We start from the raw sequence: 14,324 nt of genomic DNA, 5'->3' as shown, positions 1-14,324 counted from the left end.
CGGAAGTGTGACCTTGGCGCAAGGACTAGAAATAGAAGTCCGGAGCCTCCCCAGGACCCGGTGCGAGAGCCCGGCGCCGCCGGGCTCTCGCGTACGTTGTGGTGCGTGCCGACCCCACCACCCGCCGACATCGTCGCCCTGCCCGACTCGACCCCCGACGAGATCGAGTCGCGGGCCGAACTCGATCATCACCTGCGCCGCGGCAGTCTCGCCGGGCTGACCGTGCAGGGCCTGCACCTCGACAGCGACCCGATCCCGGAGCTGGCCGGCGTCGACGTGACCGGCGCGCTGTTCGTCGGCTGCCGGTTCGAGACACCGGAGATCGAAGCCGCGCTGGTGCTGCGCGGCGCCCACGTCATCCCCGGCTTCCCGGACCTGCCCTTCCCGACCCACCCGTCGCGGCTCTACACCCCCGACGACCTTTCGGCCGGCTTCGCGACCGCTGGCTTCGCCGGCATGTACGACACGCTGGTCTACGACCACTTCCGGGCGGCCGGCGGCGCGACGCCGGAGATCCGCGAGGCGCTGGCCCAGCGGCTGCACGACCACGCGATCGACAACGGCCTCGCCGACGTGACCCGGACCTGGGTCGCCGAGCACGGCGCCGACACGGTCGTCGGGGTGATGGGCGGCCACGCGGTGCCGCGCGGCTCGGCCGCTTACCGGATGGCCGCCACGCTGGGCTGGGAGCTCACCCGGGCCGGCCAGCTCATCGTGACCGGCGGCGGCCCCGGCGTGATGGAGGCCGCCAACCTCGGCGCCTTCCTCTCCCGCCATCCGGCCGAAGACCTGACCAGCGCGATCGACGAGCTGGCCGGTGCGCCCGACTTCCTCGACCACGACCCGTTCACCGCGGCGGCGCTGCGGGTCCGCGACCGGTTCGCGCCCACCGGCGACGACTGGGCACGCGAGGGGGGCCTGGCGATACCCACCTGGTTGTACGGGCACGAGCCGGCCAACCTGTTCGCCGGTCGGATCGCGAAATACTTCTCCAACGCGATCCGCGAGGACATGATCCTGCGCCTGGCCCGCGGCGGCATCGTCTTCGCTCCCGGCCGCGCCGGCACGGTCCAGGAGGTGTTCCAGGCGGCGACCAAGACCTTCTACGGCACCGACGGAGCTAGCGGCGCCTACGTGTTCCTGGACACCGACTACTGGACCCGGACGCTGCCGATCGAGAGCCTGCTCCGCCCGCTGATGGCCCTGTCGCGGTTCGGCGACCTGTCGTCGACCATCCACGTCACCGACGACGTGGCCGAGGCCGTGCGGGTGCTGACCAAACCGGCCTAGTCGCGCGACCGGGGCAGGCAGCACTTCTTGTATTTGGCCCCGGAACCGCACCAGCAGGCGTCGTTGCGCGCCGGCGGCCAGGACACGCCGGCCGCCCGGCCCTCGAGCTCGTCGACGTAAAGATCGATCACATCGTCGGCGACGTCGCGCCCCTCGACGAACGCCGCCAGGTCGGCCGCCGAGCCGTGCACGAGCCGCAGGTCGACCGGCACCCCCTCGGCCGCGCGAGCGGTGAGCACGCGCTCGAGGTCGGTGCGGTGCTCGTCCCAGGTCGGCCCGCAGATCCTGGCCAGGTCGGGCAGCCGCCGCGACAACTCGTCGAACTCGGCCTCCGGGAAGAAGAGGACCGGCCGGCTCAGCTCCGCCTCGAGCTCGGCGCGCTGCTCGTCTTCGACCGCCTCCTCCAGCGCTTCGGCCATCTCGTCGAGCTGGTCGTGCGGCAGGCCGAGCTCGTGTCGCACCTCGTGCCGCTCGCTGAGCAGGGCGAAGAAGATCAAAGTCGGCAGCTGGTCGGCGTCGTCTTCTGGCTCCGTCTCGGGCACCGCGGCCTGCGCCTCGGCGACGGCCTCGGTCAGCCACTCGTGCGCGACCTCGCCGCGGTCGCCCGCGAACAACGCGTTGGCGATCGCCGACGCCGCGTCTGGATCCTCGGTGAGCAGCGGGCGCAGCGGGACCAGCTCGGCCATCGCCTCGTCGGGACGGTCGAGCAGGAACATCAGCCGCGCCCGGAAGATGAGCGCGAAGTCGGGCGGCGAGCCTTGCGCGCGGTGGGCGGCGATGGCCCGCTCGGTCAGCGCGAGGCTCCCGGCCGCGTCGTCGGCCTCGAGGAGCAGCTCGGCGGCCAGGCTCAGCGCGATGGCGGAATCCGTCGGGTCGGCCAGCCGGCCCTCGTCGACGATCGCCACGATCTCCGCGGCGCCGGCCGCCGGGTCGCCACGGTCGACCGCCTGCCCGGCGATCAGTTCCAGCGCGTCACCGTCGAGCAGGGAAGCAGTTGTCACCGCGAAACCCTATCTCTCAGGCGATCGGCACCCGTCGCCAGAAGCCGATGGGCCAGGTCACCTCGGTGCGGCAGGACAGGCCGTTCTCGTCCATCGCGTTGTAGACGGCGAGCCGGGCGCCCTCGAAGCGCAACTCGATCGCGTCGAGCAGCCGCGGCCGCCACTGTGACGGCAGGATCCGCTCGATCACGTTGACCTCGCGCAGCCGGCGGCCGGTGACCCGGGCCAGCGCCGGGTGGGCAGCCGCCCGCCAGTCGAGGCGCAGGCCGGGCCAGTCGAACGGCATCGACATGTCGACCTGGTCCCAGGTGATGCCGCACTCGTCGAACTTGCGGTGGGTGATCTCGACGTTGGTGTCGCCGAAACCGAGGATCACCGGGCCCTCGGCGAACCACGACTGCCGGTCGCGGTCCCACATCACCCAGGCCCCGACCAGCGTGCGGTCGATCAGCCGATCAAACCGAGCACGGTGTACGGCGGCCAGGGTGCGAGCCGTGTGGTGCCACTGCGGCGCGTACCCCTCGATGGTCAATGCCACAGACATCGGTCGATCGTACCGAAATCGGTCACGAGACCACAAAACGAAGCCCGGTCCCCAACGAGGGAACCGGGCTACGCGTCGCTTACTTGGCCAGGGTGGTCCCGGTCGAGCGGAGGTCTTCGCACGCGTGCGAGACCCGCTTGGCCATGCCCTCCTCGGCCGCCTTGCCCCAGGCGCGCGGGTCGTACTGCTTCTTGTTGCCGACCTCGCCATCGATCTTGAGCACGCCGTCGTAGTTCTTGAACATGTGGTCCGCGACGGGCCGGGTGAACGCGTACTGCGTGTCGGTGTCGATGTTCATCTTGACCACGCCGTAGTCGAGCGCCTCGCGGATCTCCGAGAGCAGCGAGCCGGAGCCGCCGTGGAACACCAGCGACAGCGGCTTCTCCTTGCCGGTGCGGGCACCGACCGCGTCCTGGATCTCCTTGAGGATCTCCGGGCGGAGCTTGACGTTGCCCGGCTTGTAGACGCCGTGCACGTTGCCGAAGGTCAGCGCCGCCATGTAGCGGCCCTTCTCGCCCAGGCCGAGCTTGTCGACCATGGCCAGGCCGTCTTCGACGGTGGTGTAGAGCTTGTGGTTGATGGCGTTTTCGACGCCGTCTTCCTCACCGCCGACGACGCCGACCTCGATCTCCAGCACGACGTGTGCGGCGGCGGCCTCGGCGAGCAACTCGGCGGCGATGTCGAGGTTTTCGTCGAGCGGCACCGCGGAGCCGTCCCACATGTGCGACTGGAACAGCGGCGCCTCGCCGCGCGCGACCCGCTCCTTGGAGATGGCGAGCAGCGGCCGGACGTATTTGTCGAGCTTGTCCTTCGGGCAGTGGTCGGTGTGCAACGCGATGTTCACTGGGTAGTTCTTGGCGACCTCGTGTGCGTAGGCGGCGAGCGAAACGGCGCCGGACACCATGTTCTTGACGGTCGGGCCGGAGAGGTATTCGGCACCACCGGTCGAGACCTGGATGATGCCGTCGCTCTCCGCCTCGGCGAAGCCGCGCAGCGCCGCGTTGAGCGACTGCGACGACGTCACATTGATGGCGGGATAGGCGAACGCGCCAGCCTTGGCGCGATCGAGCATTTCGGCGTACACCTCGGGCGAAGCGATGGGCATGTCTGCCGCTCCTTGTCTACCGGTCACGTGTGCCGGACCGCGCTGTCCTCCGCAGGAAAGTATCCCGCAACAGCAGAATGCCCTGACAGCCAGGTCAGTCGTTCTCGGCGCGCGGCTCCGGGACGAGGAAGCTCAACACCCAACTCACCGCGGCCATCACGATCGCGCCCCAGAACGCGGGCCAGAAACCGTCGATGGCGAACGGGAGGTCGAACTGTTGACTGATCCAGTCGGTGAGGAGGAAGAGGAGCGCGTTGACGACGAGGGCGATCAGGCCCAGCGTCAGGATGTAGAAAACACACCCGACGACCTTGATGATCGGTTTCAGGATCGCGTTGACGACCCCGAAGATCACGGCGACCACGAGCACGGTCAGGGCGGTGTGGCCGGCGTTGCCGCCGCCCACGTCGATGCCGGGCACGAGCAGCGCGGTGATCCACAGGGCGATCGCGTTGATGACCACCCGGATCAGCATTCCCATGGCACCCATCGTGACACCGGCACGCATCCGGCCGCGGCCCCGGGGTTTGCCGCGCTGACCGCGGGGCAAGGGGCGCCGGCCGTACGGTGAGAAGGAAGGGAGGCGGCGCCGATGACACAGCCAGACGAAGAGCGGCCCGAAGCCGACGTGAGTGAGCAGGCCACGCCGGCGCAGCCCGACGACGGTGCCGGTCGCGACGACCCGGTGCACACCGGCGCCGAGGTTCCGGAGGCCGATGCCGTCGAGCAGTCGCAGGTCGTCGTCGGCGACGACGACTATCGCTAGCTAGCGCACGGCCTTCGGGTTGGCCGCGACCCAGTCGACCAGCCGGTTGTCGCGGATCGCCGCGAACACCGGCGCGCTGCGGGCCGGGTCGAGCCGCTCGTATTCCACCTTGTCGATGGTCACGCCGCGGAAGTCGGAGCCGATGTCGACCGCGGTGACCGCGTCGATCTCGGTGGCCACCCGGAGCAGTTGCGGCGTCGTGACCCCGGCGCCGGCGACCGAGATCCCGTCGGCTGCGGCCTTCACCACCCGGGCCAGCCGCACCGGGTCGCCGACCGAACTGCCGAGCAGGCCGCGCACGAAGGCCCGGCCGTTGGCGTCGCGGTCGTAGACGCCGTGCGGGAGGCGGCGCTGCCGGAGCAGGTCGAGCATGCTCCGGCCGTCGAGCCGCTGGCAGCCCGCCGGGTAGATGTGGTCGCCGCGCCGCGCGGGCACCGGCCGGTCGAGGCAGATCTGCACGCCGCCCAGCGCGTCGGTGACCTCCCGCAAGCCCGAGAAACGCACGGTGACCGTGGCGTCGATCGGCATCCCGGTGGTCGCGGTGACCGTGCGCGCCGTCAACTCCGCACCAGCGGCCAGATCCGGCGACTGGCCCTTGCGCTGGCTGCCGAAGTAGAAGGTCTCGCCGAGCCGGGCCCGGCCGCGATCGGGGATCTCCACCAGCAGGTCGCGCGGCAACGAGACCAGGTAGGCGGTGTGGCTGCCGGCCGGAACGTGCACGACGAGCACCGTGTCGGCCCGGTAGCTGCGCCCGCCGTCGTCGTCGACACCGAGCACCGCGACCGTGAGCGGCCGGTCGACCGGGGGCGCGGCGCCCGGCAGCATGGTGTTCTCGATGGCCGGCAGGGCGGCGGTCGTGTTCAGCGCGAACGGCAACGAGGCGACGGCGACCAGGGCGGCGGCGGCACCGGCCAACCGGCGGGTGAGACGGTTGCGGCGGCGGCGTACGACGGCACGATCGATGGCCGCGCGCAGCGGAGCCGACGGCGGCGCGAGTGTCTCGTGCCGCTCGAACGTCTCGCGCAGTTGCTCTTCGATCATGGGCAGGTCTCCACCATTTCCGCCCGCAGGGTCGCAAGGGCCCGCGAGATCGACGACCGTACCGTGCCGACCGCGCAACCGAGGATCTCGGCTATCTCGGCATCCGGCAGGTCTTCGTAGTAACGCAGCACCAGGGCCGCGCGTTGCGCCTTGGGCAACCGGGCGAGCCAGGTCCAGATCTGGTCGCGGTCGGCGGTGGTCTGTGCGTGGTCGACGGGCGAGACCCGGGACGCCTCGTCGGGCTCGGCGCGCAGCAGCACCCGGCGCAGCCACGAACCGCGCCGCCAGTCGAGGTATTGATTGGTGATCATGCGGCGCACGTAGCGGTCGGGCGCGTCGGCGCGGGCCACCTTCCGCCAGTTGAGCTGCACCCGGACCATCGTCTCCTGCACCAGATCCTGTGCCAGGTGCGGATCGCCGCAGAGCATCACGGCGTACCGGAGCATGGCGCCGAGTTGGACATCGGCGAACTCCTCGTACGTCAGCGGCGTCACGGGTACCTCCGGGATGGCTCTGCCTGGACGACGTCCGCGGGCAGACGAAGCGCTGCGATGATCACCGATATTCAGCCGTTCGGCCAGACTAGCGTGCGCGGTATCGCGATTCTGATCTCCGATAACTAGGCTGCGCATCGATCCCTGGGGAGGATGCGAGATGCTGCGCAGGATCGCGCGCACGCTGATCGGCGGCTGCGGTGCGGCCGCCGCCGCCCTCGTGATCGCACCGCCGCCCGCGATCGCCGCCCCTGAAATCGTGGCGGTCGCCATGCGGGATGTCACCGTCGCGATCGGCGGGCCCGGGGTCGTCGCCGGCGTCACGCTCATCTCCGCCGAGTCGCTGGTGCTCGACGACGTCGAGGTCACCTACGACTTCAGCGCCCTCGACGGCGTGGCCGAGGTGGTCGCACCGGCCGGCTCCGGATGCTCCCTTGTGGACCCGCTGATCCTCACCTGCACCCGCGACCAGCTCCGGCTGGGCGCCAGCCCGCTGCCGGGCGAATTCGACGTCGTGATCAGGGCCGTCGACGGCACGTCCGGCGGCGAAGGCCCGCTGCAGCTCAACGTCAGCGCCGGCGGGGTCGGGCTCACCTCGAGCACGTCGTCATGGGTTCGGGTGGGCGACGGCGTCGACCTGGTCGCCGGCCCGTCGACCGCACTGAGCCGCGCGCCGGGCGAGTCGTTCACGCTCCCGCTGCGGGTCGACGTCGCCGGGGCAACCGCCGTCAACGAACCCAGGATCTACTTCACCGACGTGTACGCGTTCCGCGCCACCCGCAAGTTCAACAACTGCATGTACGTACTGGACCGGATCCGCAGCTGCTCGTTCGCGGGCGAGTTCACTCCGGGTGCCACCTACACGGCGGTGCTGCCGTTCCAGGTCGGCGCCGACACGGCCGCGCCGACGACCCGCGACCTCGAGGCCACCTGGTTCACCGCGGCCGAGGCCGAAGACTACGAGGCGTTCCTGGCCGGCCACGGCTACTCCGGCGGCGAGCCGGGCACCGACGGCGACCTGCCGCTGACCGGCGAACTGGCGTTGCGCGACGCGCGGCCGTTGCCGCCCCAGGCCGACACCGAGCCGAGCAACAACAGCACTTCGGTGTCGGTCAAGGTGACCGGCCGCAACGGCACCGACCTGGCCGCGGCCGGTGCGGCCGTGCGCGGCCCGGTCGGCGCGGTCCGGTCGGTGTCGCTCGGTCTGCACAACTCCGGCCCGGCCGCACTCGACGACCACAACGGCGCCGCCGTCGCGGTCGACATCACGATCCCGCCCGGCACCACCGCGACCGCGGTGCCCGGCGAGTGCGCACCACTGGTCAGCGGCATCGCCGAGCCCGTCAACGGCGGCACGCCCGGTGCCGCCGCCTACCGCTGCCGACCCGACCTACCGGTCTACGCCGACTTCACCGCCGGCTTCGCCTTCGACCTGCGAATCGACCGGGCCGGCCGCACCGACGGCGCGGTCAAGGTCACCGGCCTCGACGACGGCGCCGCCGCCAACAACCGGGCGGCGATCGTGGTCAACGGCCCGACCGATCCCGCGCCACCCCGTGGCGGCGGCGGCCTGCCTATTACGGGCGCGCCGGCCGGCACACTCGCGGGCCTGGGCGCCCTCCTGATCCTCGTCGGCGCCTGCGCCGTCGTCCTAACGCGCACCCGCGCCACCTGATACTTCCCCAGCAACGGAGAGAACCACCGACCATGCGAACCACCCCTGCCTGGCGCACCCTCGCCGTCATCGGAGCCGTCGGCGCGCTGCTCATGACCGGCATCGCACCGGCCGCGGCCGCGATCCCCACGGGCAACTTCGACTTCCGCGCGCTGGGCGCCCGCATCAAGGGCGCGGTCGGCGACCAGGCCGACATCAACATCGGCTTCCGCAACGACGGTCCGACCGCGCCGGACCGCAGCGACACCGGCACCCCGGTCACGATCGTCGACGTCACGATGCCGAAGGGCACGACCGCAGTAGGCGTCCCGCCCGAGTGCCAGCTACACGCCAACCCCAACGCCGTCATCTACCGCTGCCAGCCCGGCTCGGCAGTGGCGGTCGGCGAGACCATCACGTTCCCCTTCACGATGCGAATCGACGGAACCGACGTGGAGGGCGGCTCGGTCCGCATCAACGTCAGGTGCAAGTGCGACGGCGAAATCATCGACCTCAACGGCAGCAACGACACGGCACCGATCGAAATCAACGTAACCGGCGGCGGCCTGCACCTAACCGGCGCGGCGTGGGGCGTAATCGGCGGCGTAGGCGGCCTGCTCGTGGTGGCCGCGGCAGTCGCCGCGGTGATCGCCTTGCGCCGACGCAGGGGCGCCGAGGATGACGTCGAGGACGAGGACGACGATGCGGCTTGGGCTGAGGGCGACGCGGAGGTCCCGACCGGGACCGGGGTCAAGGCCGACGATGAGGTCAGGACCGAGGATGAGGTCGTGGCCTGGAGCGGGTCCGAGGCCGACGCCGCAGCTGAAGCCGGGGCTGAGGTCGAGGCCGGCACCAACACCAGGTCCGAGGTCGAGACCGCCGCCGACGCCAGGGCTGACGTCACGGCCAGCACCAACGCCAGGTCCGAGGTCGAGACCGCTGCGGAAGCCGGGGCTGAGGTCGACGCCAGCACCAACGCCGGGTCTGAGGTCGAGACCGCCGGCGACGCCGCGGCTGAGGTCAAGACCGCCGGCGACGCCGGGGCTGAGGTCGACGCCAGCACCAACGCCAGGTCTGAGGTCGAGACCGCCGCCGAACCCGGGGCTGAGGTCGACGCCACCGCCGACGCGGGGTCTGGGGCCGAAGCCGGCGCGGAGGCCGAACCCGAGGCCGGGACCGAAGGCGCAGTCGAGACCGCGGCACGGGCCAAGGCTGAGGCGTAGCTCGCGGCCAGGACCAGGGCCGAGTCGAGGGCGGGGCAGAGCCCCGTCCCAAGGCGGGGGTCGACACCGGTGCCACACGCCGGACCAAGAGGCGGAGGGCTGGTTCGCGGCGGGGCCAAGGCCGAGGCGTAGCCCTCGGCCAAGGCCGGACAGGCCACATTTCCCGGGTTTGTCCGCCCCACCACTGTCAACTTGCCAAGCCCGGTAGCCTTTGTGCCCGTGGAGACGACGCGCGCCCTGGCCGAAAACCTCGCCTTCAACCCCCTGGATCCGAAGGACCTGCTCCACACCTTCGGTCTCTACGGCGTCTGGGCGATTCTGTTCGCCGAGACGGGGCTGCTGGTCGGCTTCTTCTTCCCCGGCGACTCGCTGCTCTTCCTGGCCGGCGTCGCCGCGACTCCAGTGGCTGACGCGATCTTCGGTGACGGCACCAAGATCTCCCTGGCGGGCCTGCTGATCGGTGCGCCGGTGTGCGCGATCATCGGCGCGCAGCTCGGCCATCTGCTCGGTGCCCGCTATGGCACGCGGATGTTCGACAAGCCCGACTCGCGGTTGTTCAAGCGCGAATACGTGGAGAAGGCCGAGCACTACTTCCAGAAGTTCGGCCCCGCCAAGGCCGTCGTGCTGGCTCGCTTCATCCCGATCGTCCGCACGTTCCTCAACCCCGTAGCCGGCGTGCTCGGCATGCCAGCGAAGCAGTTCTTCGTCTGGAACGTGGTCGGCGCGATCCTCTGGACCGACGGCATCATCCTGATCGGCTACCTACTGGCAGACCGGATCTACGACGCCATCGGCACCCACATCGACCGCTACATCCTGCCGTTCGTAGCCCTCATCGTGCTCATCTCGATCCTGCCGATCATCATCGAGATCATCCGCGACCGCCGCGCCCGCAAGCGCGCCAAGGAGATGGCGATCATCGGGGTCTCCCCGGTGGCCGGCATCGCCGAGGCCGTCGAGGAGAAGCGCCGCGGCAGCCACCGGGCGCCGTAGGTAGGGGGCTTTGCCCCTTGCCCCCTTTTCGGGGCTTTGCCCCGGACCCCACCGGGGCGCTGCCCCGGCCCCGGCCGCTCGAAGAAGATGCCAGCCCGTGGAGGCGGATCTCCTCGTCGGGCTTCGCTCAGGGCACCAGGATCTCCGGGCGGGGACAAGGTCGGTCTTCCGGTAGGGAGCTCCACCTTGTCCCCGCCCGGAGATCCTGGTTTGTGGGCTACGCCCGACGAGGAGATCCGCCCAGGTTGCGGTGGGTGGGTGGTTCCGCAGGATCCGACCGCGCCTACGGCGGCGGCAAGCAAGCCGGACGGCTTCGCCTCCGGACCATCGTGGCCAGAGCCTGCGCCGCCATCGAACGACCCGCAGCCGCCCGAAACAGCGGGCTGAGGCTCGAATGCGCCGCATCCCCGGCCCCCCACACGCTCCGAAGGCGGCCGCGGCAGACCCTTGGGCGTATTGCGCACCGCCACGCCGCCGGCGACCCGCCCTCCGGGAGATCTAGGTAAAAGAATGTCGCTTGAGCAGCAACTTTTTACCTAGATCTGCTGGTCGAGGCCCGACGCCTTGATCATGTGCACCGGATCTGCACGACACATGACTTCCGCCATGATCATGTGCGCCAGGTCTGCACGACACGCCGCGCTAGGTGTTGATGAGCTGCACATGATCAAGGAAACCGGGCCTATCGGTGCTGACCAGCTGCAAACGATCACCAGCCACTCGAGCAGACCCACGGCGGTACTCGGGCGCCACCCGAGCAGACCCGCAGCGGTACTCGGGCGCCACCGGACCAGAGCCGCAGCGGCAGTCAGGCGACGGCCGGCGGGCCAGCCGGCACTCAGGCGCCACCCGACCAGAGCCGCAACGGCACTCGGGCGCCATCCGAGCAGACCCGCAGCGGCACTCGGACGCCACCCGACCAAAGCCGCAGCGGCAGTCAGCCGCCGGGCGGCGGGGCCAGCCGGAAGTCAGGCGACGGCGGGCGGGGGTTGGTCGGTGAGGTCTGCCGCGCGGCCGAGGGCCAAGGCGCGGTAGGTCAGGTGCGCCGCCTCTTCGAGGTTGCTGGCGCGTTTGTGTGCGAGCTCGACACTGTCGGCCAGCACCGAGCAGCCGTGCCGGCTCAGGATCAAGCAGTTGGTGCCGTCGGCGACGGCGGCCGCCGCGGCCTCGGCCAACTCGGCCGTGCCCGGCGGGAAGAACGGCACGGTGCCAACCCGGCGCACGTAGAAGGCGTGGTCGGTCGTCAGCAGGCGTACGCGTTCGCCGAGCGCGTCGAGCAACAGCGCCATCTGGGGATGCAGATGGATGATCGCCGTCACGTCGGGGCGCGCACGGTAGGTCGCCAGGTGCAGCGCGACCTCGGAACTCGGGACGAGCCCCGGCTCGGAAGAGCCGTCGCTGATCCGGACGCGCACGAATGACGGGCGGTCGAGCCGGTCCAACCAGGTGCCGGCACCGGTCACCCAGCAGGTGTCATCGCCCGGTCGGCGAGCCGACAGGTTGCCACCTGAGCCGACCACGAGGCCGGCACGAACCACCTCGGCACCGACCTGCGCGAGCTGGTCGCGTAGGTCGCGCTCGTCTTCGGACCCGGCGTCGAGTCTTGGAGGCGACGCCGGGCCTGTGGCGCTCACCGCTTCAGCGGGCGGCCTTCTTGGTGGCCCGCTTGCGCGGCGGGGTGAGCAGATCGGCGATCGTCGCGATAGCCGACGGCACGAGCCGGTAGTAGGCCCACACGCCGCGCTTCTCCCGCTCGAGCAGCCCCGCCTCGGTCAGGATCCGGAGGTGGTGGCTCACGGTCGGCTGGGACAGGCCGAGTGGTGCGGTCAGGTCGCAGACGCAGGCCTCGCCTTCCGGTGCCGACTGGATGAGGCTCAGGAGCCTCAGTCGGGCCGGGTCGGCGAGCGCCTTGAGCACCCCGGCGAGGCGCTCGGCGTCGGCACGTTCGATTGGCTCGCCGGCTAGCGGCGAGATCTGAGGCATGGACATTTCAGCCAACGCAGTTCCCACGATTTCCATCCTTCCACTTACAGCATCGACCCGCCTGCATATGAGCAGGTCCGAATCGGCAAACTTTTACGCCACTAGGCCGAGGTCAGCCATCGAGTAGGCCGCCTTATAGGAGAGCCCGGCCGCCCGAATGGCGTCCCCTGCTCCCCGATCGACGATAACCGCTACGCCTACTACCTCAGCCCCGGCTTCCCGGAGCGCCTCGACGGCGGTCAACGGGCTTTGCCCTGTCGTGGAGGCGTCTTCCACGACAAGCACCCGTCGTCCGGCAACATCAGGACCCTCGATCCGGCGTTGGAGACCGTGCGCCTTGGCCGTCTTACGGACCACGAACGCGTCGAGCGGTCGCCCGGTCGACGCCGCCGCATGGAGCATGGCGGTCGCCACCGGGTCGGCACCGAGGGTGAGGCCACCCACCGCGTCGAAGTCCCAGTCGGAAGTCAGGTCGAGCATGACGCGTCCGACCAACGGTGCGGACGCATAGTGAAGGGCCACGCGACGTAGGTCGACATACCAGTCGGCCTCACGGCCTGAGGAAAGCACCACGCGACCGTGCACAACGGCAAGGTCGGTGATGAATTTACGCAGGTCGTCGTGGTCCCCCATGGTGGAGAAGCGTACTGGTCGATCCTGTGAAGCTGCTGGGCGCCCCACCAGGGATCGGGAAATTTCGCCCTTTAGCGAACGGTCGCCGGACGGCCGGCGATCACAGGTTGTCGCGACCGATGCGGCCGCGGGTGTCGTTGGCGACGCGCGCGAACAACCCGCGCGGTGCGTGCCGCATGCCGAACACCGCGACCTTGTATTTCCAGTTCGGCACGCTCACGAGGCGGCCACGGGCCAGATCCCGGAGTCCGTGCGCGACCACGTCGTCGGCCTGTAACCACATCCAAGAGGGGGTTTTCGACACGTCTATGCCCGCCCGGCTGTGGAACTCGGTGCGCGTATATCCGGGACAGAGGGCCATCACGTGTACGCCGAACCGCCCGACAGATCGCCCGATCGACTCACTGAAATGGGTGACCCACGCTTTGCTCGCCGGGTATGTCGAGCCCGGCATGACGGGTGCGAATGAGGAGGCTGACGAGACGTTGATCACAGACCCATTGCCGCGGTCGGTCATCGCCGGCAGGGCCGCGTGAGTAAGGCGCATCACGGCGAGCACGTTGAGCCGCAGCAGCCAGGCTTCGTCGTCGGCCGTCGACTTGAGGAACGACCGGTTGAGGGTCGCGCCGGCGTTGTTCACCAACAGGTCGACGTGGCCGCCGAGCCGTTCGGCGACCGCGGCCAGGCCGGGCTCGGTGGACAGATCGGCGGGCAGCACCTCGACGCTGCCGCCGAGTTCGGCGGCCAGGGTGGTGAGCCGGTCGGTGTCGCGGGCGACGAGGACGAGGTCGTAGCCGTCGGCGGCGAGGCGGCGCGCGAAAGCGGCACCGATGCCCGCGGTGGCGCCGGTGACGAGTGCGGTCGGCACGGTGCGGTCCTTCACATGGCGGCGGGGGTGGTCGACGGGCGCTGCCAGTCAGTCGGGTCGACCGGGGGCGGGGGTGGCGGCGCCGAGCCGGTGGGGCCTGGGGGTAGCGACGGCGTGCGCCGGAAGTATGCGTTGGCCGCGGGCGAGGCCAGCAGCAGCGCCACCACAACGTAGCCCAGCGCCTGTAGGACGGAAAGGACCGCGCTGGTCCACAGCCACCAGCCAGGATGCGCCGCGGTGAGCGCCTGGATGACCGCGTCGTCGGACCACGAGCCGATCCGTTGGGCGAACCCGAAGACCGCCGCGAGGCCGCCGCCGACCAGGCCGACGCCGCAGACCACCCAGGCCGCGACCCGCACCGCGCTGTTGCCGCGCAGCGTGCCGATCGCGAGCACGACCAGCAGCACCGCGCCGACAACGCCGACGAACGCGGCCGCGATCGGCACGCCGCGCAACAGCCGGGTGGCGCTGTCGATCTCGTCGACCGTGACCCCGGCGGTGAAGGCGGCGGCCTGGAACCGGTCGATGATGCCGGGCATCAGCGCGAGGCCGGTGGCGCCGTAGAGCACGCTGCCGAACGCCATCAGCAGCAGGACGCCGCCGGCGCCGACGACGGCACCCGGCCGGCGGCGCGGGGTGGTCACCGGCTGTTGCACGAGTGGTGATGCTGGGTATGACACGGGGCCCTCCGGTAGTTCCGTTGTGGAGGAACCTACTCGGCGGGCCCCG

16 protein-coding genes are annotated in these 14,324 nt (G+C 70.5%); 5 read left to right on the top strand and 11 right to left on the bottom strand.

Going from position 1 to position 14,324, the window contains the following annotated elements:
* The first annotated feature begins 105 nt into the window (after positions 1-105).
* Positions 106-1,290, top strand: coding sequence for an LOG family protein (locus DFJ67_RS12370; RefSeq protein ID WP_116068013.1), 1,185 nt, complete (start codon positions 106-108; stop codon positions 1,288-1,290).
* Here DFJ67_RS12370 and DFJ67_RS12365 read toward each other — a convergent pair.
* The 4 genes from DFJ67_RS12365 to DFJ67_RS12350 all read right to left on the bottom strand — a co-directional run bounded on the left by DFJ67_RS12365 (position 1,287) and on the right by DFJ67_RS12350 (position 4,421).
* Complete coding sequence (locus tag DFJ67_RS12365) at positions 1,287-2,291, bottom strand: SEC-C domain-containing protein (RefSeq protein ID WP_116068012.1); 1,005 nt, start codon at positions 2,289-2,291, stop codon at positions 1,287-1,289. The genes DFJ67_RS12370 and DFJ67_RS12365 overlap by 4 nt on opposite strands.
* A gap of 16 nt (positions 2,292-2,307) precedes the next feature.
* Positions 2,308-2,835 (bottom strand): hypothetical protein, encoded by a 528-nt coding sequence (locus tag DFJ67_RS12360; RefSeq protein WP_116068011.1) that lies wholly within the window; start codon positions 2,833-2,835, stop codon positions 2,308-2,310.
* Positions 2,836-2,914: 79 nt separating this feature from the next.
* A complete protein-coding gene (gene fbaA / locus DFJ67_RS12355) occupies positions 2,915-3,940 on the bottom strand; it encodes a class II fructose-bisphosphate aldolase (RefSeq protein WP_116068010.1) in 1,026 nt (341 codons plus the stop codon).
* A gap of 94 nt (positions 3,941-4,034) precedes the next feature.
* The gene (locus tag DFJ67_RS12350; RefSeq protein ID WP_116076102.1) at positions 4,035-4,421 is read right to left on the bottom strand and encodes a phage holin family protein; all 387 of its coding nucleotides are present in this window, start codon (positions 4,419-4,421) and stop codon (positions 4,035-4,037) included.
* Positions 4,422-4,532: 111 nt separating this feature from the next.
* Here DFJ67_RS12350 and DFJ67_RS42635 point away from each other — a divergent pair, with 111 nt between their 5' ends.
* Entirely contained in the window at positions 4,533-4,706 is a 174-nt protein-coding gene (locus DFJ67_RS42635; RefSeq protein ID WP_170215818.1) for a hypothetical protein, read from the top strand.
* Here the strand turns inward: DFJ67_RS42635 and DFJ67_RS12345 are convergent, their stop codons facing one another.
* Positions 4,707-5,747 (bottom strand): LCP family protein, encoded by a 1,041-nt coding sequence (locus DFJ67_RS12345; protein ID WP_116068009.1) that lies wholly within the window; start codon positions 5,745-5,747, stop codon positions 4,707-4,709. It lies immediately after the preceding gene.
* Positions 5,744-6,232 carry a SigE family RNA polymerase sigma factor gene (locus tag DFJ67_RS12340; RefSeq protein ID WP_116076100.1) on the bottom strand — a complete coding sequence of 163 codons (489 nt, stop codon included), beginning with the start codon at positions 6,230-6,232 and terminating at the stop codon, positions 5,744-5,746. Before DFJ67_RS12340 ends, DFJ67_RS12345 begins: the two co-directional genes overlap by 4 nt.
* A gap of 169 nt (positions 6,233-6,401) precedes the next feature.
* Between DFJ67_RS12340 and DFJ67_RS12335 the strand changes: the two genes are divergently transcribed.
* The 3 genes from DFJ67_RS12335 to DFJ67_RS12325 all read left to right on the top strand — a co-directional run bounded on the left by DFJ67_RS12335 (position 6,402) and on the right by DFJ67_RS12325 (position 10,111).
* Positions 6,402-7,916: a hypothetical protein gene (locus DFJ67_RS12335; RefSeq protein WP_116068008.1), complete on the top strand. Its 1,515-nt coding sequence runs from the start codon at positions 6,402-6,404 to the stop codon at positions 7,914-7,916.
* Between the two features lie 32 nt (positions 7,917-7,948).
* Entirely contained in the window at positions 7,949-9,118 is a 1,170-nt protein-coding gene (locus tag DFJ67_RS12330) for a hypothetical protein (protein WP_116068007.1), read from the top strand.
* A 219-nt stretch (positions 9,119-9,337) separates the two neighbouring features.
* Positions 9,338-10,111 (top strand): DedA family protein, encoded by a 774-nt coding sequence (locus DFJ67_RS12325; protein WP_203784411.1) that lies wholly within the window; start codon positions 9,338-9,340, stop codon positions 10,109-10,111.
* Positions 10,112-11,079: 968 nt separating this feature from the next.
* Here the strand turns inward: DFJ67_RS12325 and DFJ67_RS12320 are convergent.
* From DFJ67_RS12320 to DFJ67_RS12300, 5 genes are all read right to left on the bottom strand, one after another.
* Entirely contained in the window at positions 11,080-11,745 is a 666-nt protein-coding gene (locus tag DFJ67_RS12320; RefSeq protein ID WP_116068005.1) for a class II aldolase/adducin family protein, read from the bottom strand.
* 4 nt (positions 11,746-11,749) lie between these two features.
* Complete coding sequence (locus DFJ67_RS12315; protein WP_116068004.1) at positions 11,750-12,130, bottom strand: ArsR/SmtB family transcription factor; 381 nt, start codon at positions 12,128-12,130, stop codon at positions 11,750-11,752.
* 57 nt (positions 12,131-12,187) lie between these two features.
* Positions 12,188-12,727 (bottom strand): orotate phosphoribosyltransferase, encoded by a 540-nt coding sequence (gene pyrE, locus DFJ67_RS12310; RefSeq protein WP_116068003.1) that lies wholly within the window; start codon positions 12,725-12,727, stop codon positions 12,188-12,190.
* A 100-nt stretch (positions 12,728-12,827) separates the two neighbouring features.
* Positions 12,828-13,595, bottom strand: a complete 768-nt coding sequence (locus tag DFJ67_RS12305) for an SDR family NAD(P)-dependent oxidoreductase (RefSeq protein ID WP_116076098.1) — start codon at positions 13,593-13,595, stop codon at positions 12,828-12,830.
* Between the two features lie 11 nt (positions 13,596-13,606).
* Positions 13,607-14,251 (bottom strand): hypothetical protein, encoded by a 645-nt coding sequence (locus DFJ67_RS12300; RefSeq protein WP_116068002.1) that lies wholly within the window; start codon positions 14,249-14,251, stop codon positions 13,607-13,609.
* Positions 14,252-14,324: the final 73 nt, after the last annotated feature.

Origin of the sequence: Asanoa ferruginea, from assembly GCF_003387075.1 — a bacterium.
Taxonomy (GTDB): domain Bacteria; phylum Actinomycetota; class Actinomycetes; order Mycobacteriales; family Micromonosporaceae; genus Asanoa; species Asanoa ferruginea.
This window is presented reverse-complemented; position numbering and strand designations above follow the sequence as displayed.

Coding starts and splice junctions, on each gene's coding strand:
- DFJ67_RS42635 (WP_170215818.1), top strand. CDS start 4,533: ATGACACAGCCAGACGAAGAGCGGCCCGAAGCCGACGTGAGTGAGCAG.
- DFJ67_RS12330 (WP_116068007.1), top strand. CDS start 7,949: ATGCGAACCACCCCTGCCTGGCGCACCCTCGCCGTCATCGGAGCCGTC.
- DFJ67_RS12315 (WP_116068004.1), bottom strand. CDS start 12,130: ATGGAAATCGTGGGAACTGCGTTGGCTGAAATGTCCATGCCTCAGATC.
- pyrE (WP_116068003.1), bottom strand. CDS start 12,727: ATGGGGGACCACGACGACCTGCGTAAATTCATCACCGACCTTGCCGTT.
- DFJ67_RS12360 (WP_116068011.1), bottom strand. CDS start 2,835: ATGTCTGTGGCATTGACCATCGAGGGGTACGCGCCGCAGTGGCACCAC.
- fbaA (WP_116068010.1), bottom strand. CDS start 3,940: ATGCCCATCGCTTCGCCCGAGGTGTACGCCGAAATGCTCGATCGCGCC.
- DFJ67_RS12350 (WP_116076102.1), bottom strand. CDS start 4,421: ATGGGAATGCTGATCCGGGTGGTCATCAACGCGATCGCCCTGTGGATC.
- DFJ67_RS12345 (WP_116068009.1), bottom strand. CDS start 5,747: ATGATCGAAGAGCAACTGCGCGAGACGTTCGAGCGGCACGAGACACTC.
- DFJ67_RS12335 (WP_116068008.1), top strand. CDS start 6,402: ATGCTGCGCAGGATCGCGCGCACGCTGATCGGCGGCTGCGGTGCGGCC.